This is a genomic window from Tenebrionibacter intestinalis (assembly GCF_016632365.1).
In the GTDB taxonomy this organism is placed as follows: Bacteria; Pseudomonadota; Gammaproteobacteria; order Enterobacterales; family Enterobacteriaceae; genus Tenebrionibacter; species Tenebrionibacter intestinalis.
In genome coordinates this window covers 57,964-78,008 of sequence record NZ_JAEPBH010000019.1, presented here as the reverse complement: position 1 = coordinate 78,008, position 20,045 = coordinate 57,964, and the positions used below count along the sequence as shown (strand labels likewise).

Below are 20,045 nucleotides of genomic sequence, written 5' to 3'. Positions count from 1 at the left end.
GAGAGAAAAGGTGTCTGGATATATAGGGTCAAATCCACAATAATGGTATTTTTTTATATATCCGAAGTGAATCAATCTTATATCAAAGTTCACTACAATTTTTTCAGCAGTTACATGTTGATTTAAGGTGCATAGGTAATGCACCTTAAATTATAAATCACTTTACAAAATCTGAAATTATTAGTGAAGCATTCACCCCGCCAAACCCGAATCCATTTATAAGAACATTTTTTAAGGATGTTTTTTTCGGTGTGTTTGTTACAATGTTTAGTCCATCAGTACTATCGTCCAAATCATCAATATTTATTGAAGGGGGAGCAATTCCATCATTAATTGCTTTAATAGAAAATATTGTTGCAGCTGCTCCGGCTGCACCTAACATATGACCAGTAGAAGATTTGGTTGATGATATATAAGTTTTTGAGTTATTAAATACACTTTTTATAGCTGCAATTTCAGCTCTATCGCCGACAAAAGTTGAAGTTGAATGAGCGTTAATATAATCAATATCTTCTGCTTTTAAATGAGCATCATTAAGTGCTTTCTGCATTGATCTAGCTGCGCCGGAGCCATCTTCAGGTCCAGAAGTTATATGCCAAGCATCTGAAGTTGTTCCATAACCTATTATTTCAGCGAGAATTTTTGCTTTTCGCTTTAAAGCATTATCTAGATCTTCTAGTATCAATATGCCTGCTCCTTCACTCATAACGAAACCATCTCGTTGTGAATCGAATGGCCGAGAAGCACATTCAGGGGCATCATTATAATTTGTAGTTAAAGCCCTAGCTGCGTGGAACCCTCCTAATGAAACATTATTAATACATGATTCACTGCCACCAACTAGTGCAATATTAGCGTATCCTGATTGAATAGCTCTGAAACCATCACCAATTGCTTGTATACTTGCCGCACACGCAGAAACTGGTGCTCCAATCATTCCTTTAAAGCCATATTTTATTGAAATCTGTCCTGCTGCAAGATTTGCTATGAAAGATGGGATCGTAAATGGAGATAACTTTCTACTCCCTTTTGTAACAACAGTATTTACGGCATTAGTAATCGAATGAAAACCTCCAATACCAGTAGCAACAATAGTTGCTATATCTAGTTTTTCGTCATTGCTTAAAGGTAAGAGATTTGCATCGATTACTGCTTCCTCCGCAGCAACAAGAGCGAGCTGAATAAATCGATCTGCTTTTTTTTGGTCTTTTAAGGGAATGTAACGATTCATATCTAATCCACCTATGGGGTCGTCTTCATAGGATGGAATAATTCCTGCAATGCTGACCGGACAATCACCATAACTCTCTGGGGGTAATCTTTTTACGCCTGAAAGCCCCTTGAGTAATCTTTCCCACGAGACCGTGCTATTTGCAGCAAGTGGCGATACCAATCCAACACCAGTAACAACGACACGTTTTACATGTTTTTCGTTCATTAGAGAAGTAGCTCCTATCCATAGTTTTTGGGTTTGCGACCTTGTTGCTTTTGTGTGAAAGGGTACATCAAGTTTTCAGTGTACATGTGTAAGCTCAAAATTAAAACATAAATTGCCACTTCTCAATATTAGCTAAACCCCGCTCCAAAAACGGCTTTGATAATAGGTTGCTTCCATTGGTCTTGGAATTGATCAAGAAAGAAGTGTTATATGTCTATTGCTAAACTATTGTTTTAATTAAAAAATGTTGTTTTGCATGCCAAATGAAATTATTAGCGTTTTGTTGTTTAAGTTATTTTTTTCTTAAAGAAAAATCGACTAATTATTTGATGTAAATCAAGTTTTGCGCTTTTGAATGAAAAATGAACATATTCAGAGTAATCGACCAAAAACATTAAAAAATAAATGGTTTTTATGTTGTGTACAAAAAATGATCAGTATGATTTGTTCTATATGTTTAACTTTTTAATAGATTAATAACTACTCCAAAAATTGACGGAAAGATTTTAAGTGTATTAAATCGTGACGACTGGAGATTTTTAAAGGTATAGAAACTAATGAAATATGATCCTTCGAAAGAAAAATGCCCACTACCATACTCTATTTTTAGAGCATGTATTACGCCTAGACCAATAGCATGGATATCAACCACGGATGAAAATGGAATTGATAATCTTGCACCGTTTAGCCAATGCCAAATCGTTACAATTGATCCGCCGATGGTAATGTTTTGCGCGAATCATTATCCTGATGATACAAGAAAAGACTCGGCAAGGAATGCAGAGAGTACGGGATGGTTTGTATGGAATATGGCTACTGAAGATTTAAAAGAAGCTGTTAATAAATCAGCAATGATTGTTCCTTCACAAGTTGATGAGTTTGAACTTGCGAATGTCGCAAAAATTAAAGCTGATTTATCACAAATACCGATGGTTGCAGATAGTCCATGTCAACTTGAATGTAAGTACATCAGTACACAGACAATAAAAGGGAATTCTAACCTGGGGACAGTGGATTTAATTTTAGGTGAAGTAATCAGAATCCATGTAAAAGATGAATATATCAAAGATGGAATGATGGATGTTTCTAAAACTCAGGTTTTAGCGCGTATGGGTTATATTGACTACGCGACAATCGGAAACAGTTTTTCTATGCAGGTACCAATGGCACCTGAATTGCTTAATATCATTATGTGTGGAAGCGACTAAGAGGAAGTTATTTATGAGCGTTAAAGGAATTATTGTTGAACAAATTGATAACCTGACCGATTTCGATATTGCTCAGTTAAGCGATGCAACAAAAATTACAGATGTTGGGCTCGTTAGTTTAGATTATGTAGCAATTCAAGTCGTACTGAAAAGAGAAATGGATATTGATGTGGATTTAAATAAACTAGCTCAGGAGAATTTAGAATCTATTGGTGATTTAGTCAGATATATTGAAAATCTTTGAGCTAAACTTGGAAGAAGACAAAATGAATAAAAGAGTAGCAGTTACAGGATATGGCGCAATATGTTCCTTAGGAAAGAATACAGAGGAAATTTGGGACTCAATATTAGCTAAAAAAATCGGCTATACATACTGGGAACATCCAGATAAAAGTGTTAAGGCCAAATATTTCGGAAGAATCAATTTTCCTCTTGAACTACAAATGTTCTCAAAAAAGATACTTAAAAATATGCCTAGATTTGCAAAGCTAGGACTAATGGCTTCGAGAGAGGCCATTAATATGGCGTTTGGCTCAAGCCAGGCTACGATTGTATCCGAATATTATGAACCGAAAGACTGTGGTGTAATTCTTGGTACAGGTTGGGGTGGTATTGATGAAACAATAGAGAATAATAATATTTATGTAAATACAGGTTTTGCCTCAACTCTAAGTAATTTATTCGCGATGCCTAGTATAGGCACCGCAAGTATTGCATTGAATTGGAATCTGAGAGGATATCAGAATACACCGTCTGCTGCATGTGCGACTGGTAGTATATCTATTGGTGATGCATATGAGCGTATAAAGATGGGCAAGGCTAAAATGATGTTAGCTGGTGGAGGTGAAAGCATTTTAGGTAATTATGGCATTTGGACTGTTGACATCCTGGATGCTTTATCTAAAGAACAAGTGGAACCAAAAAACGCTTGTTGCCCGTTTAGTGCCGGAAGAACAGGTTTTATCTTATCAGAGGGGGCTGGAGTAATCTGCTTAGAAGAGTACGAAAGTGCTAAATCAAGAGGTGCAAATATTCTCGCTGAAATTACGGGGTTTGCCAGTTTTACAGATGCATACGATATGACTGCACCTGCACCAGATTTAGCAGGACGTGTTTGGGCTATTAAAGATGCGATTTCTGATGCGCAAATTATGAATGAAGACATTGATTATATTAATGCTCATGGCACATCTACACAGTTAAATGATCTTAACGAAACTTTAGCATTAAAAGAAGTTTTCGCCGAAAAAATATATAATATTCCTGTATCAAGCACAAAATCCTATACAGGACACCTTATTGCAGCAACAGGAGCTATAGAAACAATTTTTTGTATTAAATCAATTGAATCAAGTATTATTCCTGCAACAATTAATTTTCATGAAAAAGATAACAATTGTGATTTAAATTATGTTCCTAATGAACATATGCGTAAAAAAGTAAGAAGAACATTGAATGTTAATTATGGGTTTGGCGGTTCGAATAGTTGTCTCGTTATTCAGAAGGCTGATGAATGATAATAAAATATGATCAAGTGGATCTTGAACAATGGGCATTATTTTCTGGTGATTATAATAAAGTTCATTTTGATACTATTTTTGCATTAAATAAAGGGCTTAAAGATAAAATTGTTCATGGGATGCTGGTTATGCTTGATGCAAAGTATCTATTGAGCAATGTTTTATCATTAGGAAATAGATCTTTATGCTTTTACTTAAAGTCTCCTGCCTATATCAACTCAACTATGTTGTTTGATATTACGGAAAAGAAAAATAGCAGTAGGCTAACTATAAGAGATAGCAATAAGAATATTTGCTTCGTGGCAAATGCTTCAGGCGATTTCATTGATATTGAAAATAGTAGTGAAAGAAGGAATATTCCATCTAATTTAATAAATAAAAAACTTAATTTATTCAAAAAATATTATCCTGACATCAATCAGGATTGGATCTTTATTGATGCTTTGGCATTTTCTTTATATATATCAGATAACGATAAAAAACCATTGGCTAAAGAAACCGCAGCATATTTGGAGAAGCATAATATAGTTGATTCTAATGATGTGGCTGTTTATCAAGTAGATCATAAAATTAATGTGTCTGATATGTTGTGGAGAAGGAGAAATTTCGAATTTAGAAAACTGTCCTATAATACAAGAGGAGGGGATTTATTAAGAAGTGGGAACGATGTCTATGGTACTGTTGAAATTAATTTATTTGAAGAAGATAAATTGATTTATCAGCTATCAATGGGGTTAATGGTCAAAGTAAAAAATTAACTTAACATATTAATCATAAGTTTATCATACGGAGTAATTATGGAAAATACTACTGGGATTGACACAATTGTTCACTATGGATGGCTATCTGATGAACAACGATGGGATGCTAATAGATATGACTGGCCTTGGCTAGGCGAGCTTGGAGATGTCGATAAAAATATTATACTTTTGCTTGATTGTCTTTCAGATGGAGAGTTTTCGGGGCAGGCATCTATAACACAATTCTATAATTTGATTTTCAAGTTAAGAGAAAATGGCTTTGATAAGGACTTACTTTCTGATTGGGGGGAAGTACTGGCCTACGCTAACATTATTACTTACGAAGAATTTAGGCATGGCGTTTCTTTGGGAAAAATATTTAATTATGTAAAAACAGGTAAGGATGATTTTATATCAAACTTATCTATAAGAACTTATAGTGAAAAATATATTTGGTGCTTTGAAGATAGGCAATACTGGAGTCTTTACAGCTATGCATTAGCACACTTATTTGCTGAAATTGTGAATACTGAATTATATAAAGATGTTCGCTCAGTAATATCTCATCCAAAATTGAAAAGTGTTGTCTCAAATATTATGAGAGACGAGGCAAGGCATATAAAAGCTTGGAAAGATATCATAAAAAACATTATTAATGCAGATGAAAGACATAAGCAATTTTTTCTAGAGTCAATTTCTGAAGGCTTGGTTTACCATAACGCAATGGTGCACGAGACCTTCTTTGAAGGTCAAAATAAAATGTTACCCCTGTTCTTGTCGGGAGAGGATGGAAAAGCTAGCGCCATAGAGCGGATATGTAAATCAAAGTATAATGTTCTTAATGAGTTGTTTGGTGAAAACAACATTTATTCTATAGATGATATAAAAAAATTTCATTCTGATTTTTTAATTAAATCATATGGAAAAAAACGGGCAGTGTACTCAAAAGAGGTTTCAAATAAAATAAACTTTATTGGTTAATATATGGAAGAGTTAAAACAATCTAAAAAAATATTAGTTACCGGAGGGAGTCGAGGAATCGGCTCTGGTATTGTAGAGATTCTTGCGAAACAAGGATATCATGTCATCTTTACATATAATAGTAGCGAGGCATCGGCACACCAATTAAAAGAAAATTTATTAAATCAGGGATTTAATAGCGATTATTTTAGATGTGATGTTAGTAGCTATGATAGTGTTAGTTGCTTCTGTGAGTATTTTTTAAAGGAATTTGGGCCTCCATATGGTATAGTTTATAATGCAGGAATTGCATTAGACAACTTACACTTCAATACTAAAGTTGAAGAGTGGAAAACTATTATAGATACTAATCTGAATTCGATATTTTATTTTAATAAGCATTTGTTATCAACAATGCTAGTTGGAGGAGGAACTATTATAACTATTAGCTCAGTAACCGCTGAACGAGGTAACCCTGGACAAGTATGTTATGGTGCATCAAAAGCTGCGCTAAAAGGATTGACCAAATCCTTAGCCAAAGAAGTTGGGCGGTTTAATGTAAGAGTGAATTCAATTGCTCCAGGATTTATAAATACGGACATGCTTAATTTTATTTCCAATAAAGAATTGAAATATATTCGAAGGGAAATACCGTTAGGACGTATAGGACATCCTTCTGATGTTGGGTTTCTAGTGGGATATTTGATGAGTAAAGAAGCAGAATATATCACTGGCCAAACAATTATCATTGATGGTGGTTTATCTATATAAAGAGAAATGTATGCATATTAGAAAAATACCTGAAAATGTTTTTTCTGCAATGAATTTCAATGATGAATTTAATTATCTTTGGAATCCTCAAATATCATCATCTATATTGGGATTAGGTTATTCTTATTATTTTGAGTTTATAGAATATTTTGCAGAACGAATTAATAGAATATATTCAGAGCTTATTTTAGACAAAGATCTAGCAAGTGATAATGACATTTTTATGAAACAAGAGTGGCAGCATGCGTTAGCACATAAGCCACTTAATGAATTTATAGCCTCTATTTCTCCTCCCGGCAAAGAGAAATATCATGGTAACGTTTATGATTTTATGTATATAAATTATAAGTTATATTATGAACCTATACTGCATGATATTTTATCTAATGATTTAATTACCCTGGATAATATATCATTAAAGCGTGGAATTAAAGATGTTGCTATATTTGAAAGTAAAACATGTGTTTCCAGCTTTGTTTTCTTTGAACAGCTGTTTGATGGCGGTAATATAAAGCGTATATTGAGTCTATCTAATAATTTAGGTATTTTATATTTACTAGCTTATCATTTTGTTGAAGAAATGGAACATAGCTATGTCGCTTTAGATTTATATGAAGAATTATACCATGAAAAGCTATGGGATATTTCTTTAGTCGAATCCGAGATAACTAATCAAAGTATCGAAAATAATCAGGCTGTACAATATGGTTTGTATGCTGCAAAATTATTAGGTGTTAATGTATCCGTAAGAGACATTGAATGTAGCTCTTATTATAAATTTACGGTTGAAAGGCAAAAGTATTTTATCAATGAAAATTTTCACCCACGTTTACCATCTGTGTCTAAAATAAGAGAATATTACATTAATCAGTGGGATAATATTTGGGAGCCTATGGTTCTTGATGCAATTAATACCAAAGTTGCTACTGGTCGATGATTTTTTGTTAAGAGATTGAATATTATAATATATAGCATAGCCTCAGGTTTTGTCTTTTATATCTGAGGGCGCACTGAGGGCGCAGCAAACAGCAGCAGCAACTGTCATCGTCTGAACGCAAGAGCGAACTGGCTGAACGGGATGAACCGCACCGAATTTCCTGGAGAGAGTTAAGACAGGAAGCTCAGGCTGTAGACTAAATNAGTTAAGACAGGAAGCTCAGGCTGTAGACTAAATTGTATTAGCTCAGACCTGATCTGACAGTTACCGGTTATTTATACAGGTATCTGTCAGATTACATCTGGTTTAAATTTTTCTCAGCCCAGATGCGTTTTCCATCAAGTAATGTTTCCATCGGCGTCCGGCCACAGCACATTTTTCCCTGATGAGTCCGCTCATTATTATAGTGAGCCAGCCATTCATCAAGATCCGATTGTAATGTATCAAGATCGCCATATAACTTTTTGCGGAACGTCACCTGATAAAACTCGTTCAGTATCGTTTTATGGAACCGCTCGCAGATGCCGTTGGTCTGTGGTGACATCGCCTTAGTTTTCGTGTGTTCGATGTCATTTATCGCCAGATAAAGCTGATAATCATGATGTTCCACTTTGCCGCAATATTCTGTGCCTCTGTCAGTCAGTATTCTCAGCATCGGCAGGCACTGAGACTCATAAAATGGCAGTACACGATCATTCAGTAAATCAGCTGCTGTAATCGGCGTTTTGGTGACGTAGAGCTTGCAGTGAGCCACCTTTGAGTACGTATCAACGAACGTTTGCTGATAAATACGCCCGACACCTTTCAGATTGCCAACGTAGAACGTGTCCTGTGACCCCAGATAACCCGGATGAGCAAGCAGTTTCGATTTCGCCACAGGACTCGTCATCACTGGCTTTACGCTCCAGCGCTGCGATTTGGCTGTCGGTCAGTTCAATGCCATCGCGGGCCACTTTTTCTTCCAGTGCTTTCAGCCGTTTTTTGAAGTTCTCAAGGTTATGGCGTAACCAGACAGAACGGACACCACTGCCGGAGATAAAAACGCCCTGTTTGCGCAACTCGTTGCTGGTCCGGTGCTGACCGTGCGCTGGGAAAGCGACGGCGTAATCAATAACAGCCTGCTCAGTTGCCTCATCGGTACGGTTCTTCAGGTTAGGGGTGCGGCGACTACGATTAATCAGCGCATCCACGCCGCCTTCATCGGCCAGTTCGCGATAACGATAAAATGTATCCCGCGACACTCCCATGATTTTACAGGCTTTTGATACATTGCTGAGTTCTTCAGCCAGATTGAGCAAACCGGCTTTGTGTTTGATGACGGGATTGGTAGTATGAAGCATGAGAGTTACCTCGTGTTTTGTATAAGGATTCGACACCCATATCAAAACCGGTAACTCTCAACCTTTCAAGGCCATGTGTCAGATCAAGTCGCGACTAATACAACTAAATAGCTGCGCGGAATAGTAGATCACTTTGAGGGAACTCAGCCCGGATTGTGCGATCTGATCAATCGCCAAACCAACCAATATCACCAAACCGGACTGAGCAATGCCGACATAGCACCAATTCCCCGTGACGAACGACGCCTGATGCAGAAAGCTATCCATAAAACACACGATAAAAATTATGCCCGCAGACTGACTGCCATGCTGATGCTGCACCGGGGTGACCGTGTCAGCGACGTTGCCAGACGGTGCTGAAATGACGCTTACCTACGCTTTGCTCCGTCCGGGTAACCCTAACGCCCCTGAATGTAAAAAAACGCGCGGCCTTACGGCATCGCGCGTTTTTCGCGTTGAGAACGGTATCGGCGCGCCGTTAGAGCGCGTGCGCGGCGTCACTGTGGATTTTATCCATCAGTTCCATTTCTTCGCTGTTGAGCAGTTTTTCAATATCCACCAGAATAATCATCCGCTCATCTACCGCGCCCAGGCCCATCAGGTATTCGGTTGAAAGCGTGACGGAAAACTCCGGGGCCGGTTTAATCTGCTCGGAGGTCAACGACAGGACGTCGGACACGCCATCGACCACAATCCCCACTACGCGCTGATTTACGTTCAGCACGATAACCACCGTGTTGTTATCGTAGCGGATATTCTCCTGGGCAAATTTCACACGCAGGTCAACGATCGGTACGATAATGCCGCGCAGGTTAGTTACGCCTTTAATAAAGCCCGGCGTGTTGGCGATACGGGTGACCCGATCGTAGCCGCGGATCTCCTGTACCTTAAGGATTTCAATGCCGTACTCTTCCTGCCCCAGCGCAAAAATCAGGTATTCCTGCCCAAGGTTTTCGACCGCCATCTGGTTGTCTGAAACGATGCTCATCATGTTGATATCTCCTGGATAACGCGGCCGTCACTCGGCGGCGGCCGCGATACGTTTGTCACGACACAGTTGCGGCAGCGAGGCCACGTCCACAATCAGGGCAACGCTTCCATCGCCCAGAATGGTGGCGGCGGAAATGCCGGGAACTTTGCGGTAATTCATTTCAAGGTTTTTCACGACGACCTGATGCTGACCGATAAGCTGATCGACCAGCAGCGCATAACGACGGCCCGCGCTTTGCAGGATAACGGCGATGCCTTTGCCCGGTTCGTTCTGGGCGTCCTTGATATCCAGCACTTCATGCAGTTGCACCAGCGGCAGGTATTCTTCACGCACCTGAAGCATCATTTCGCCGCCCGCCATCGGATGCAGCGCCTTTTCCTGCGGCTGGAGCGATTCCATTACCGCGTTGAGCGGCAGAATAAAGGTTTCCTTCCCTACGCGCACTGACATGCCGTCAAGGATCGCCAGCGTCAACGGCAGAATAATTCGGATAGTGGAACCCTTATCTTTCTCGGACTGGATTTCCACGTAACCGCCCATGTCCTGGATGTTACGTTTCACTACGTCCATACCCACGCCGCGCCCGGAAACATCCGTCACTTTCTCTGCGGTAGAAAAACCCGGCGCGAAGATAAGCATCCATACTTCTTCATCGCTGATGTTTTCATTGATATCCATACCCTGAGATATCGCTCTGGCCAGGATACGCTCGCGGTTAAGCCCCGCGCCATCGTCAATAACTTCAATAACAATATTCCCGCCCTGGTGTTCGGCGGAAAGAAGCAGGTTTCCTTTTGCCGGTTTACCTTTAGCGCGGCGGGTTTCGCTGTCTTCAATACCGTGGTCGATGCTGTTGCGCACCAGGTGCGTGAGCGGATCAATAATGCGTTCAATCAAGCTCTTATCCAGCTCGGCAGACCCCCCGCGCTGGGTCAGCTCCACCTGTTTATCCAGCTTGCCTGCCAGATCGCGCACCAGGCGCGGGAAGCGGCTAAACACATACTCCATCGGCATCATACGAATGGACATAACCGATTCCTGAAGATCCCGGGCATTGCGCTCAAGCTGGTCAATACTGTTCATCAGATCGCCGTGAAGGGCCGGGTCAAGCAGCGAGGAAAGCTGCGACAGCATCGACTGGGTGATAATCAGTTCGCCTACCTGGTTGATTATCTGGTCAACTTTCTCCACCGCTACGCGAATGCTGCTGGATTCCGCCGCCGCGCCGCGCTGAACGCGCGCGGGCGCCGGGCCTTTGGTCGCCGGGGCCGTGGACGCCGGTTTTTCAGCCTGCGCCACGGCGTCAGGCGATACGCCCGACGCTTCAGCGGGCGCGGCGGACGGCGCCGCAGCGCCGCCCTGCGCAATGGCTATCTGATCGGGTTCAATAATGAAACACATCACGGCGATGATATCGTCAGCGGATGTCGCCGTATCAAGTGTAACAACCAGCGCTTCACCCTGCTTTTCGTGCGCAACCACGGTGCCAAGGTTACCCAGCTCTTCAAGCAGCAGAGCGCCTTCATTCTCTTTAAGTTTTGTCAGCGTTATCGTAAGAAGCGCGTCTGATATCACCGGGGCCGCAGGCGCCGTTTCAATAACCGGCACGGCTGTTTCAGGCGCGTTGCCCTCTTTCGCCGCTTTATTTTCCAGCGCCAGTTCTCGCAGCGCCTGGCAGATATATTCAAAGCTTGCGCTGTCCGGCTCCTGGGAAGATTTATAGGCCTCTAATTGATCGTGCATAATATCTTTCGTTTCCAGAAACAGGTTGATGATGTCTGCGTTGAGCGCCAGTTCTCCGGTGCGGGCTTCATCAAGCAGATTTTCCAGCAGGTGGGTGGTTTCCTGAAGCACGGTAAAACCAAACGTTCCTGCCCCGCCTTTAATAGAGTGGGCTGAGCGAAAAATCGCGTTCATCAACTCCTTTTCCGGCACCTGCGGATTTAGCGCCAGCAGGTGTTGTTCCATATCCGCCAGCAGTTCATCTGCCTCGTCAAAGAATGTCTGATAAAAGTCACTTATATCCATAAACGCATGCGCCTTCTGTTCCTGTGTCACACTGCCGGAGCAACGCGCTCCTGAATCTGCTTACTGCCAGTAGGATCGTCTGCGTCCGGCGCGATATCCTCAGCATCATGCCCCTGATTTTCATTCAGGATCTCGTTCTCTTTGTCTTTCGTCAGAATCAGAATACTGATACGACGGTTACTCGGGTCTTCCCCGGAGACTTCTTTCAAATTCATGGAGTCCGCCATGCCGACAACGCGCAGAACTTTATCGCGCGCAAGGCCGCCGGTAACCAGTTCACGGCGCGAAGCGTTGGCGCGATCGGCAGAAAGCTCCCAGTTGCTGTAGCCGCGCTCGCCGGTGTTAAACGGCGTATCATCGGTATGGCCGGAAAGGCTGATGCGATTGGGGATATCGTTTAGTACCGGCGCAATGGCGCGCAGAATATCCCGCATATAAGGCTCTACCACTTTGCTGCCGCTGCGGAACATCGGGCGCTGCTGGCTATCGATAATCTGTATACGCAGGCCTTCATCCAGAAGTTTTAACTTCAGGTTCGGCTGTAGCTCACGCAGGCGAGGGTCGTTTTTAATCAGTTGATCAAGTCGTTCGCGCACGCGCTTAAGGCTCTGCAGGTCGCGGCGTTTGTTTTCCGCTCGCCGCTTCTGTACTTCGCCCTGTACTTTTTGTATATCGTCGCCGCCGCCGGGGATAGCGCTGTCGCTGAGGCTGAAACGGTTGCCGTTGGATACCGCCGCTTTAAGCGGCATCTTAAAATATTCAGCTATCTGGTGGCGCTCTTCAGGCGTTGAGACAGACAGCAACCACATCACCAGAAAGAACGCCATCATTGCCGTCATGAAGTCGGCATAGGCAATCTTCCACGATCCGCCGTGATGAGCATGCCCGTGCGATTTACGCTTTTTAACAATAATGACGGGATGGTCTTTTCTCTTCATAGTCGCTTATTCCGCAGACGCGCCGGGTTTTTTCGCCGCACGCACGTGCTCTTCCAGCTCAATAAAGGAAGGACGCTCAGTGGAATAAAGCGTTTTACGACCAAACTCGACAGAAATCTGCGGCGCGTAACCGTGGATGCTCGACAGCAGCGTCACTTTAATACACTGCATCATTTTGATGTTCTCGCTACTTTTCTGGCGCAGCAGCGCGGCCAGCGGCAGAATAAAGCCGTAAGCCAGCAGGATGCCAAGGAAAGTTCCCACCATAGCATGGGCTATCAGCGCCCCCAGCTCCGCCGCCGGGCGGTCCGCCGCGGCCAGGGCGTTAACCACCCCCATAACTGCGGCCACGATACCAAATGCCGGGAAAGCATCGCCGACCTGATTCAGGCTGCTGGCCGGGATTTCATTTTCACTCTCACAGGTTTCAATCTCTTCATCCATGAGCGCTTCTATCTCGAAAGCGTTCATATTGCCGCTAATCATAAGCCGCAGATAATCAACCACGAAATCCATGAGCTGTTTGTCGCTCTGAAGACGCGGATAGGCAGAAAAGATTTGGCTGTTGGCGGGATCCTCGATGTCGGGTTCCAGCGACATCATGCCGTTCTGGCGCCCTTTGGTCAGCAGCAGATACATGAGCGCCATCAGATCCATGTACATCTCTTTATTGTACTTTGAACCGCGAAACAGGCGTGGAAATGACTTTATCGTGGCGCGGATAGCTTTACCGTTATTACCGACCACAAACGCGCCGACGCCAGCGCCGCCGATAATGAGGAGTTCAGAGGGCTGCCACAGCGCGCCAAGCTGACCGCCTGATATAGCAAAACCTCCAAAAACACAAATAAATACAATGACATAACCGATAAGAACTAACACACGATTTCCTTAGCGACCCGCTTTACATATATTCATCCCAGCAGACTGGGCGGACTACGCACGCCCGCAGGCGTCGTATCCCTTATTCACAATCCGGCAGAGGCGCCATGCCACTCATGCGCATCCAGATTGAGTTGATGTAAGAGGTTATCGGCCGCCTCTTCGGAAAGTTTACTTTTTTTCACCGCGCGGGAAGGTGGGTTACACAGGCTGCACACAAAACCTTGCTTAGGCTGATAGCTGTAAACGATAAACGCGCCCTTACAGCAGGTGCATTCCGTGCGATCGAGCATACCGCTGTCAATAAAACGCAGCAGCGTCCAGGCGCGGGTCAGGCCCAGTACCGGCTCTTCGCCCGGATTATGCGGCGGGCACTGCTCCAGATAGAGGCGATAGGCTTTAATAACGGCTTCAATCGGGCGACATTTGTCTGTTTTCAGCAGATAAAGATAGATGTTGTAGAACATGGATGAGTGGATGTTCTGCTCCCATGCCATAAACCAGTCTACCGAAAACGGCAGCATTCCTTTCGGCGGCGGCGAGCCGCGCAGTTCCTTGTAAAGCTTAAGGAGGCGTCCGCGGCTGAGGCTGGTTTCGCTTTCAAGAATTTGCAGGCGCGCGCCGAGAGAAATCAGCTCCATCGCCAGTTGAATATCCTGAATCTCACGGAGAATGCTTTTTTCACACATATCAGGACATTCTCTTTGAAGCAGGCATTTCAGGTTCTGTCAGGGTGCTGAGCAGATCGGTGGAAAGCAGAATGCCGGCGTGAATTTGCTGAAGCCCGTCAATACGTGATTCTTTGGTCAGGCGGTCAATCACGCCTTCTTCATCAAAACGAAGCCGACAAATAAGCTGATTAGTGGTAGAGAGTTTAATCAGTTGTGAAAGCGACAGATCTTTCAGCGTGGTAATCATCGACTCGCTCAGCCCCAGCCTGAAACTGGCGGCAATGTCATCTTCCATTATTAAGCGTTGCGCAAGGAGTAGATAAGTCAGATTAATATTATGGATGCTCTGGAGCTGTTTATCGATATTCATAGTTAATAATGTGCCAGAAATAAAACAGTGCGGAAAAACAAGCTAAGCCTTGACTCATTAACAATGAGTATTTACTTATTAACACTGTAATCACATGTTTAACAAATAACAAAGCCGGTGTACTTCGGAGGTATTATTGTGTTAACAACAATATTGATCAATTTTAATTTTGTATGTTTTTTACAATATTTGCAGATCGCTAAAAAAGTGAGGAATGGCGCGGGATTAGAGCAAAAACCGGGGAAAATGAGATTACACAACGTGAAATTTTTCAAAAAATTTTATAAAAATCGATAATGTCCACAACAGGCGGAAATAACGCAAAATAACAGCACCTTAGGAAAATTCCTAACATAAAAACAGAGATAACGATTGCCGGAGCGCTTCCGTTAAAGTAAAGAAATGTATTTATTTATGGGGGTTACGTAAAACAGCTTCAGCGCGAATAAATTAAAAAATGCGACAGCGCGCCGTAATTTTGTATAAGTAAATCCTCAAAAAATAATTTCAAACGTCTTTGATAACAAAAAAACCTGCTTATTTTTTACTCCTGACAGGCATTATTGATCTATATCAATAATGCTGTTAACAATCGAAAAAAAATAATATATGAACATTCAACCTTATATTTAATGAGGCTACTGTTTATGCTTCAAACATTAATATTCAGCGATCGGTTTCCTGCCCCGTTGCGCGACTGGCCGTCAGAGCCGTAAACCATTTGTCCTACGCGCGTCTTATTCATCACGCTCTGTAACTGCCTGACGTTTTCCTGCTGTTTTTCCAGAAGCAGGCCGCTGCGCTGATTCAGTTCGCTCAGTCTCACCGTTAACTGATGAATCTGTTGCCAGCGCATTGACAGATCGCTGTTGCCTTCATAAGGCGCGCGTACGCGCTTAACCGCTTCTTCTTCCTGACGACAGGCGTCATGATGCGCCAGCGCAGCCAGCAGGCTACTCTTTTTATCGGTAACCACCTGAAGCGAAACCGGGTCTATCTGCGAACCGCTAAGCTGCGCGTTCTCATCCTGCAGCGTAACCTCAAGCTCGCAAAGGGCCGCGTGCATTTTCTCCAGAATAGTTACTAAATTTTCCATAATACCTTTAATGACAATTAATTATTCGAAAAATGCGTTATCAGCCAGCAGCGCATCGGCAATTTTTTCGGCATCAAGATGCAGCTCGCCACGGGCAATCGCATCTTTAATCTGCGTCACGCGCGCCATATCGATATCGCTGCTGCCGGCCATCTGGCGGGATGCATCGCTAATGGTAACCTGCGTACCAGACTTCACCTGGCCGCCCGTGCGGGGCGTGGACGCTTCACGTACGCCTTTGGCGTCGTTCATTGTCGTTTGTACTGAACCCGTGGTCGCCACTGGCTGAGTAGAAAGAGTACGTTCAATGCTCATAGCAACCTCAACAATCTTTTAAATGAGACGGCTTATTTTCCGTTGTTACACGTTATATCGGCGCCGCCGAAAATGACTTGCGTCTTTTTTTACATTTTTTTACGACATTGCCGCTACGACTCCACAACCACAACGCCGCTGGCGTCCACGCGCCCGGTCACCAACTGCCCGGACGCCATGCGAACCCGCACGAGCCTGTTCGCCGCCGCATTCGTCGTAGCCCGGCCTTTACTGCGAATACGAAACCCCTCGCCGCTGATAATAACGTCAACTTCATCACCCGTTTTAATCACCCACGGCTTTCGCAACTGGCCGGCAACGATAGGCTGGCCGGGGTTAAGCGTGCGCACTGCTACGCTACCGACAATTTCCTGCGGGTTGAAAACCAGGCTTGCGGGTAATTTACTCAGCGAGCCGCGCTGCTGGGCAATCTGGTTGCGTGAAATCGCGCTACCCGCCGCAATAACCTGCCGCGCTACCCAGTAGCGCCCTTCGGCATCCACCGTTACCTGTAGAAACTGCCTGCGGGCGCACTGCACGCCCACGCTCATGTTACCTGTCAGCCGGTTATTGTCCGGCAGCGTAAGCGCCGGACGCGGGCAATCAGGCCACTGCGCCTGCGGCGTTTTAATGGTGACTTTATGCGTAATGCCCTTATCAGCCTGGCGCGCGTCAAGCTGCGCTTCAATTTGCGCCGCCAGACCGCCGCCCTGTGCAAAGGCCGCGCCGCTTATCAGTACGAAACCGACGGCAGCAATACGAACACGAACGGATAACAGCATAGTTCTCTCTGAGTCAGCCAGTTACGAGGCGCCCGCACAGCGCAGCGTTCCTCCTGCGCGAAAACACCTTCACATTTTTACAGGACGCCAGTCTATAGAAAATTTAGCCAGGTTAAGGGGACAAATAACCAAAGTTTTTGCCCTTATTCGCCGGATAGCCTTTTGCCATTCGGTTTTAAAATAGCCGCCTCATGAAACCAGGAGAGCTGGAGGAGACATGCTCGATAAATTAGACAGCCACCTGAATTTCCAGAAGGAAGCCCTGAATTTGCTGGCGCAGCGCCAGGAAATCCTCGCCGCCAATATCGCCAACAGCGATACCCCAGGCTACCAGGCGCGCGATATTGATTTTTCAGCCGAGCTGAAAAACGCCGTTGAGAAAGGGCGTGCCGCCGCAGGCGGCGCACTGTCGCTGAATCTGACGTCCAGCGGCCATATTCCGGCCACCGCCCCAGCTCATCTGGAACATCAGTTGCTTTACCGCATTCCCGATCAGCCAAGCGCCGATGGCAACACGGTCGATATGGACCGGGAAAGGGTGAATTTCGCTGACAACAGCGTGAAGTATCAGACCAGCCTGACAATGATGAACTCACGCATCAAAGGCATGATGACCGTAATGAACCAGGGATAATTTAACGATGTCAGTTTTCAGCATTTTTGATATTTCAGGCTCAGCCCTGGCGGCGCAGTCCCAGCGCCTGAACGTTAGCGCCAGCAACATGGCGAACGCCGACAGCGTAGCGGGGCCGGACGGCCAGCCATACCGCGCCCGCCAGGTCATTTTCCAGGTTAACGGCGCGCCGGGCCAGGAAGTGGGCGGCGTTAAAGTGGCAGACGTGGTGGAAAGCAGCGCGCCAGACCGCATGGTTTACGATCCGGGCAATCCAATGGCGGACGGCAGCGGCTACGTGCGCATGCCAAATGTCGACGTCATGAGCGAGATGGTTAACACCATTTCCGCCTCACGCAGCTACCAGGCGAACGTGGAGGTGATGAACACCGCCAAATCGCTGATGTTAAAGACGCTAAGCCTCGGCCAGTAACGGCTGTAATAAAGGAAGCCATTCATGTCTATTTCACCCGTAATGACCTCCGCCAGCACGCAGGGCGCGACGAAAACCTCTGCTGATACAACGACCAGGGATGCCTCTTCGGCAACAGCCACGTCTGGCAACTCACTGGGCAACACCGCCGACGAGCTGCTGAATAATTTTATGACGCTGCTTATTACCCAGATGCAAAACCAGGATCCGACCAACCCGATGGATAACAACCAGCTCACGTCGCAGTTGGCCCAGTTTCAGACCGCCGCAGGCGTCCAGAACCTGAACTCCACCGTGGAATCAGTCGGTATGCTGGTGACCAGTATGCAGCAAATGAGCGCGTCCGACTGGGTTGGCCGCACCGTCATGATTGAGGGCGACCCTACGGTTTCCACCAGCAAAGACGGCAACAAAGTTTTCGGATTCTCGCTGGGCAGCGATGCTCAAACGGTCACCGTAACGCTTACCGACAGCGCAGGCCATGCCTACACCGGCGAACTGAAAGATGTCAAAGCGGGCGTTCACAAATTCACGCTGGACGATCTGAAAAATGTTCAGCCTGGTCCGCCTGCCGACGATACCCAATTCAACGTTACCTTTAACGCCAAAAACGCAGACGGCGCATCGCCGGACATTGTGGCGCTGAAGTCGGCGAAGGTGGAAGCCGTCTCCTTTACTCAGTCGGGCGCCGTACTCCAGCTTGGCCTTGAAGGCACGGCCACCCTCGGCATGGTTTATATGGTCGAATAATTTTTACCGTTTTTCATTTCGTTCACAGGAAACAATTATGAGTTTTTCACAGGGTCTTAGCGGCCTGAACGCCGCCTCACAGGCGCTCGACGTCGTGGGTAACAACATCGCAAACTCCCAAACCGTGGGCTTTAAATCCGGCTCTATCGCCTTTGCGGACGTATTCGCCGGTTCCCAGATCGGGATGGGCGTTACCGTCGCAGGCGTGAACCAGAATTTTACGGACGGCGTACTGGGCCAGGGCGCAAGCAGCCTGGATATGGGGATTTCCGGTAACGGTTTTTTCCGCCTGACCGACGACGCGGGCCGCACGTTTTACAGCCGTAACGGCCAGTTCCAGAAAGACGAAAATGGTTTTATCATCAATAACCAGGGCATGTATCTGAACGGCTACCAGGCCACCGGCACTCCGCCGACCATTGAAGCCGGCGCCCCCGTTGGCCCAATTCAGATCCCAACCGGCCAGATGCCGGCCAGCGCCTCTACCAGCGGCACAATGAAAGGCAACCTGAACTCGGAAGACAGCGCCATCGACCAGACCGAACACCCGTTCGACCCGTCTGACAGCAAGACTTATAACTCCGTGACGCAGGTTGATGCTTACGACAGCCTGGGCAACAAGCACACCATTAACGTTTACTTCGTAAAAACCGGCGCCAATGAGTGGAAAGCTTACAGCAGCGACACCACCGCGCCCGTTATGAACGGCGACACCCCGCAGTACGGCGAAACAACGCTGAATTTCGATCCTTCCGGCCAACTGACGACCAACCCGGCGCAACTGAATGTGGCAAGCGCCGCATACAACGGCGCTGAGGCGCTGGATTTCGCGCTGGATATGGACGGTATGACCCAGCAGGCCACCGAAACCACAATGGACAGCCCCAGCACTAACGGCTTCCCGCCGGGCCTGATGAACGGCTACTCCGTCGGCGATAACGGTCAAATCATCGCCACCTACTCCAACGGCCAGAAGCAGCTATTGGGCCAGGTTGTGCTGGCGAACTTCACCAACCCGGGCGGCCTGTCCTCTGCCGGCAACAACTGCTGGACCGAAACGCCGCAGTCCGGTCAGCCGTCTGTCGGCATCTCCGGCACCGGCAACCTCGGCACACTGAACGGCGGCAAACTGGAAGCCTCTAACGTGGATCTGGGCGCGGAAATGGTGAATATGATTGTTTACCAGCGTAACTACCAGTCCAACGCCCAAACCATTAAAACCCAGTCTGAAATTCTACAGACGCTGGTTAACCTGCGCTAAG

The 20,045-nt window shown here is 45.4% G+C and carries 21 protein-coding genes and 2 pseudogenes; 12 read left to right on the top strand and 11 right to left on the bottom strand.

The window, feature by feature from the left end; all coding sequences use genetic code 11:
* Window positions 1-157: 157 nt before the first annotated feature.
* Window positions 158-1,438, bottom strand: coding sequence for a beta-ketoacyl-ACP synthase II (gene fabF, locus JJB97_RS09020; protein WP_238713693.1), 1,281 nt, complete (start codon window positions 1,436-1,438; stop codon window positions 158-160).
* A gap of 557 nt (window positions 1,439-1,995) precedes the next feature.
* Here fabF and JJB97_RS09015 point away from each other — a divergent pair.
* The 7 genes from JJB97_RS09015 to JJB97_RS08985 are packed head-to-tail and all read left to right on the top strand — an operon-like array spanning window position 1,996 to window position 7,574.
* Window positions 1,996-2,646: a flavin reductase family protein gene (locus JJB97_RS09015; protein ID WP_238713692.1), complete on the top strand. Its 651-nt coding sequence runs from the start codon at window positions 1,996-1,998 to the stop codon at window positions 2,644-2,646.
* Between the two features lie 13 nt (window positions 2,647-2,659).
* On the top strand, window positions 2,660-2,890 hold the full coding sequence (locus tag JJB97_RS09010; protein ID WP_238713691.1) for an acyl carrier protein: 231 nt from the start codon (window positions 2,660-2,662) through the stop codon (window positions 2,888-2,890).
* Between the two features lie 22 nt (window positions 2,891-2,912).
* On the top strand, window positions 2,913-4,163 hold the full coding sequence (locus JJB97_RS09005) for a beta-ketoacyl-[acyl-carrier-protein] synthase family protein (RefSeq protein ID WP_238713690.1): 1,251 nt from the start codon (window positions 2,913-2,915) through the stop codon (window positions 4,161-4,163).
* Window positions 4,160-4,924, top strand: coding sequence for a MaoC/PaaZ C-terminal domain-containing protein (locus tag JJB97_RS09000; protein ID WP_238713689.1), 765 nt, complete (start codon window positions 4,160-4,162; stop codon window positions 4,922-4,924). The genes JJB97_RS09005 and JJB97_RS09000 overlap by 4 nt, the downstream gene beginning before the upstream one ends.
* Window positions 4,925-4,963: 39 nt before the next feature.
* Complete coding sequence (locus tag JJB97_RS08995) at window positions 4,964-5,887, top strand: hypothetical protein (protein ID WP_238713688.1); 924 nt, start codon at window positions 4,964-4,966, stop codon at window positions 5,885-5,887.
* 3 nt (window positions 5,888-5,890) lie between these two features.
* Window positions 5,891-6,637: an SDR family oxidoreductase gene (locus tag JJB97_RS08990; RefSeq protein ID WP_238713687.1), complete on the top strand. Its 747-nt coding sequence runs from the start codon at window positions 5,891-5,893 to the stop codon at window positions 6,635-6,637.
* Window positions 6,638-6,647: 10 nt separating this feature from the next.
* Window positions 6,648-7,574, top strand: a complete 927-nt coding sequence (locus JJB97_RS08985; protein WP_238713686.1) for a metal-dependent hydrolase — start codon at window positions 6,648-6,650, stop codon at window positions 7,572-7,574.
* Window positions 7,575-7,869: 295 nt separating this feature from the next.
* On the opposite strand, the pseudogene JJB97_RS08980 reads toward JJB97_RS08985, so the two are convergent.
* Window positions 7,870-8,914 (bottom strand): annotated as a pseudogene (locus JJB97_RS08980) (IS481 family transposase).
* A 249-nt stretch (window positions 8,915-9,163) separates the two neighbouring features.
* Between JJB97_RS08980 and JJB97_RS08975 the strand changes: the two are divergent.
* A pseudogene (locus JJB97_RS08975) lies at window positions 9,164-9,265 on the top strand (IS630 family transposase); the annotation flags it as partial.
* A 127-nt stretch (window positions 9,266-9,392) separates the two neighbouring features.
* On the opposite strand, the gene cheW reads toward JJB97_RS08975, so the two are convergent.
* From cheW to flgA, 9 genes are all read right to left on the bottom strand, one after another.
* Window positions 9,393-9,905, bottom strand: coding sequence for a chemotaxis protein CheW (gene cheW, locus JJB97_RS08970; protein WP_238713685.1), 513 nt, complete (start codon window positions 9,903-9,905; stop codon window positions 9,393-9,395).
* A 27-nt stretch (window positions 9,906-9,932) separates the two neighbouring features.
* Window positions 9,933-11,933, bottom strand: a complete 2,001-nt coding sequence (gene cheA, locus JJB97_RS08965) for a chemotaxis protein CheA (RefSeq protein WP_238713684.1) — start codon at window positions 11,931-11,933, stop codon at window positions 9,933-9,935.
* A gap of 26 nt (window positions 11,934-11,959) precedes the next feature.
* Window positions 11,960-12,871, bottom strand: a complete 912-nt coding sequence (gene motB, locus JJB97_RS08960; RefSeq protein ID WP_317981055.1) for a flagellar motor protein MotB — start codon at window positions 12,869-12,871, stop codon at window positions 11,960-11,962.
* 6 nt (window positions 12,872-12,877) lie between these two features.
* Complete coding sequence (gene motA, locus JJB97_RS08955) at window positions 12,878-13,753, bottom strand: flagellar motor stator protein MotA (RefSeq protein ID WP_238713683.1); 876 nt, start codon at window positions 13,751-13,753, stop codon at window positions 12,878-12,880.
* 86 nt (window positions 13,754-13,839) lie between these two features.
* Complete coding sequence (gene flhC / locus JJB97_RS08950; RefSeq protein ID WP_238713682.1) at window positions 13,840-14,442, bottom strand: flagellar transcriptional regulator FlhC; 603 nt, start codon at window positions 14,440-14,442, stop codon at window positions 13,840-13,842.
* A 1-nt stretch (window position 14,443) separates the two neighbouring features.
* Complete coding sequence (flhD, locus tag JJB97_RS08945; RefSeq protein ID WP_238713681.1) at window positions 14,444-14,794, bottom strand: flagellar transcriptional regulator FlhD; 351 nt, start codon at window positions 14,792-14,794, stop codon at window positions 14,444-14,446.
* A gap of 652 nt (window positions 14,795-15,446) precedes the next feature.
* The gene (locus JJB97_RS08940) at window positions 15,447-15,890 is read right to left on the bottom strand and encodes a flagella synthesis protein FlgN (protein WP_238713680.1); all 444 of its coding nucleotides are present in this window, start codon (window positions 15,888-15,890) and stop codon (window positions 15,447-15,449) included.
* 21 nt (window positions 15,891-15,911) lie between these two features.
* Window positions 15,912-16,205 carry a flagellar biosynthesis anti-sigma factor FlgM gene (gene flgM, locus JJB97_RS08935; protein WP_238713679.1) on the bottom strand — a complete coding sequence of 98 codons (294 nt, stop codon included), beginning with the start codon at window positions 16,203-16,205 and terminating at the stop codon, window positions 15,912-15,914.
* Between the two features lie 113 nt (window positions 16,206-16,318).
* On the bottom strand, window positions 16,319-16,987 hold the full coding sequence (flgA, locus tag JJB97_RS08930) for a flagellar basal body P-ring formation chaperone FlgA (RefSeq protein WP_238713678.1): 669 nt from the start codon (window positions 16,985-16,987) through the stop codon (window positions 16,319-16,321).
* Window positions 16,988-17,204: 217 nt separating this feature from the next.
* Between flgA and flgB the strand changes: the two genes are divergently transcribed.
* Genes flgB through flgE form a run of 4 tightly spaced genes read left to right on the top strand, consistent with a single transcriptional unit; the run spans window position 17,205 to window position 20,044 of the window.
* Window positions 17,205-17,621, top strand: coding sequence for a flagellar basal body rod protein FlgB (flgB, locus tag JJB97_RS08925; protein ID WP_238713677.1), 417 nt, complete (start codon window positions 17,205-17,207; stop codon window positions 17,619-17,621).
* A 7-nt stretch (window positions 17,622-17,628) separates the two neighbouring features.
* Window positions 17,629-18,033, top strand: a complete 405-nt coding sequence (flgC, locus tag JJB97_RS08920; protein ID WP_238713676.1) for a flagellar basal body rod protein FlgC — start codon at window positions 17,629-17,631, stop codon at window positions 18,031-18,033.
* Window positions 18,034-18,057: 24 nt separating this feature from the next.
* Window positions 18,058-18,783: a flagellar hook assembly protein FlgD gene (locus tag JJB97_RS08915; protein WP_238713675.1), complete on the top strand. Its 726-nt coding sequence runs from the start codon at window positions 18,058-18,060 to the stop codon at window positions 18,781-18,783.
* Between the two features lie 37 nt (window positions 18,784-18,820).
* On the top strand, window positions 18,821-20,044 hold the full coding sequence (gene flgE / locus JJB97_RS08910; RefSeq protein ID WP_238713674.1) for a flagellar hook protein FlgE: 1,224 nt from the start codon (window positions 18,821-18,823) through the stop codon (window positions 20,042-20,044).
* The last annotated feature ends 1 nt before the right edge of the window (window position 20,045 follow it).

Excerpts from the sequence above, each read along its gene's own strand:
- JJB97_RS09005 (WP_238713690.1), top strand. The coding sequence starts at position 2,913 with ATGAATAAAAGAGTAGCAGTTACAGGATATGGCGCAATATGTTCCTTA.
- flhC (WP_238713682.1), bottom strand. The coding sequence starts at position 14,442 with ATGTGTGAAAAAAGCATTCTCCGTGAGATTCAGGATATTCAACTGGCG.
- JJB97_RS08915 (WP_238713675.1), top strand. The coding sequence starts at position 18,058 with ATGTCTATTTCACCCGTAATGACCTCCGCCAGCACGCAGGGCGCGACG.
- JJB97_RS08940 (WP_238713680.1), bottom strand. The coding sequence starts at position 15,890 with ATGGAAAATTTAGTAACTATTCTGGAGAAAATGCACGCGGCCCTTTGC.
- motB (WP_317981055.1), bottom strand. The coding sequence starts at position 12,871 with ATGAAGAGAAAAGACCATCCCGTCATTATTGTTAAAAAGCGTAAATCG.
- JJB97_RS09000 (WP_238713689.1), top strand. The coding sequence starts at position 4,160 with ATGATAATAAAATATGATCAAGTGGATCTTGAACAATGGGCATTATTT.
- flgM (WP_238713679.1), bottom strand. The coding sequence starts at position 16,205 with ATGAGCATTGAACGTACTCTTTCTACTCAGCCAGTGGCGACCACGGGT.
- cheA (WP_238713684.1), bottom strand. The coding sequence starts at position 11,933 with ATGGATATAAGTGACTTTTATCAGACATTCTTTGACGAGGCAGATGAA.
- JJB97_RS08990 (WP_238713687.1), top strand. The coding sequence starts at position 5,891 with ATGGAAGAGTTAAAACAATCTAAAAAAATATTAGTTACCGGAGGGAGT.
- cheW (WP_238713685.1), bottom strand. The coding sequence starts at position 9,905 with ATGATGAGCATCGTTTCAGACAACCAGATGGCGGTCGAAAACCTTGGG.
- flhD (WP_238713681.1), bottom strand. The coding sequence starts at position 14,794 with ATGAATATCGATAAACAGCTCCAGAGCATCCATAATATTAATCTGACT.
- flgE (WP_238713674.1), top strand. The coding sequence starts at position 18,821 with ATGAGTTTTTCACAGGGTCTTAGCGGCCTGAACGCCGCCTCACAGGCG.
- flgA (WP_238713678.1), bottom strand. The coding sequence starts at position 16,987 with ATGCTGTTATCCGTTCGTGTTCGTATTGCTGCCGTCGGTTTCGTACTG.
- fabF (WP_238713693.1), bottom strand. The coding sequence starts at position 1,438 with ATGAACGAAAAACATGTAAAACGTGTCGTTGTTACTGGTGTTGGATTG.
- flgB (WP_238713677.1), top strand. The coding sequence starts at position 17,205 with ATGCTCGATAAATTAGACAGCCACCTGAATTTCCAGAAGGAAGCCCTG.
- JJB97_RS09010 (WP_238713691.1), top strand. The coding sequence starts at position 2,660 with ATGAGCGTTAAAGGAATTATTGTTGAACAAATTGATAACCTGACCGAT.
- flgC (WP_238713676.1), top strand. The coding sequence starts at position 17,629 with ATGTCAGTTTTCAGCATTTTTGATATTTCAGGCTCAGCCCTGGCGGCG.
- JJB97_RS08995 (WP_238713688.1), top strand. The coding sequence starts at position 4,964 with ATGGAAAATACTACTGGGATTGACACAATTGTTCACTATGGATGGCTA.
- JJB97_RS09015 (WP_238713692.1), top strand. The coding sequence starts at position 1,996 with ATGAAATATGATCCTTCGAAAGAAAAATGCCCACTACCATACTCTATT.
- JJB97_RS08985 (WP_238713686.1), top strand. The coding sequence starts at position 6,648 with ATGCATATTAGAAAAATACCTGAAAATGTTTTTTCTGCAATGAATTTC.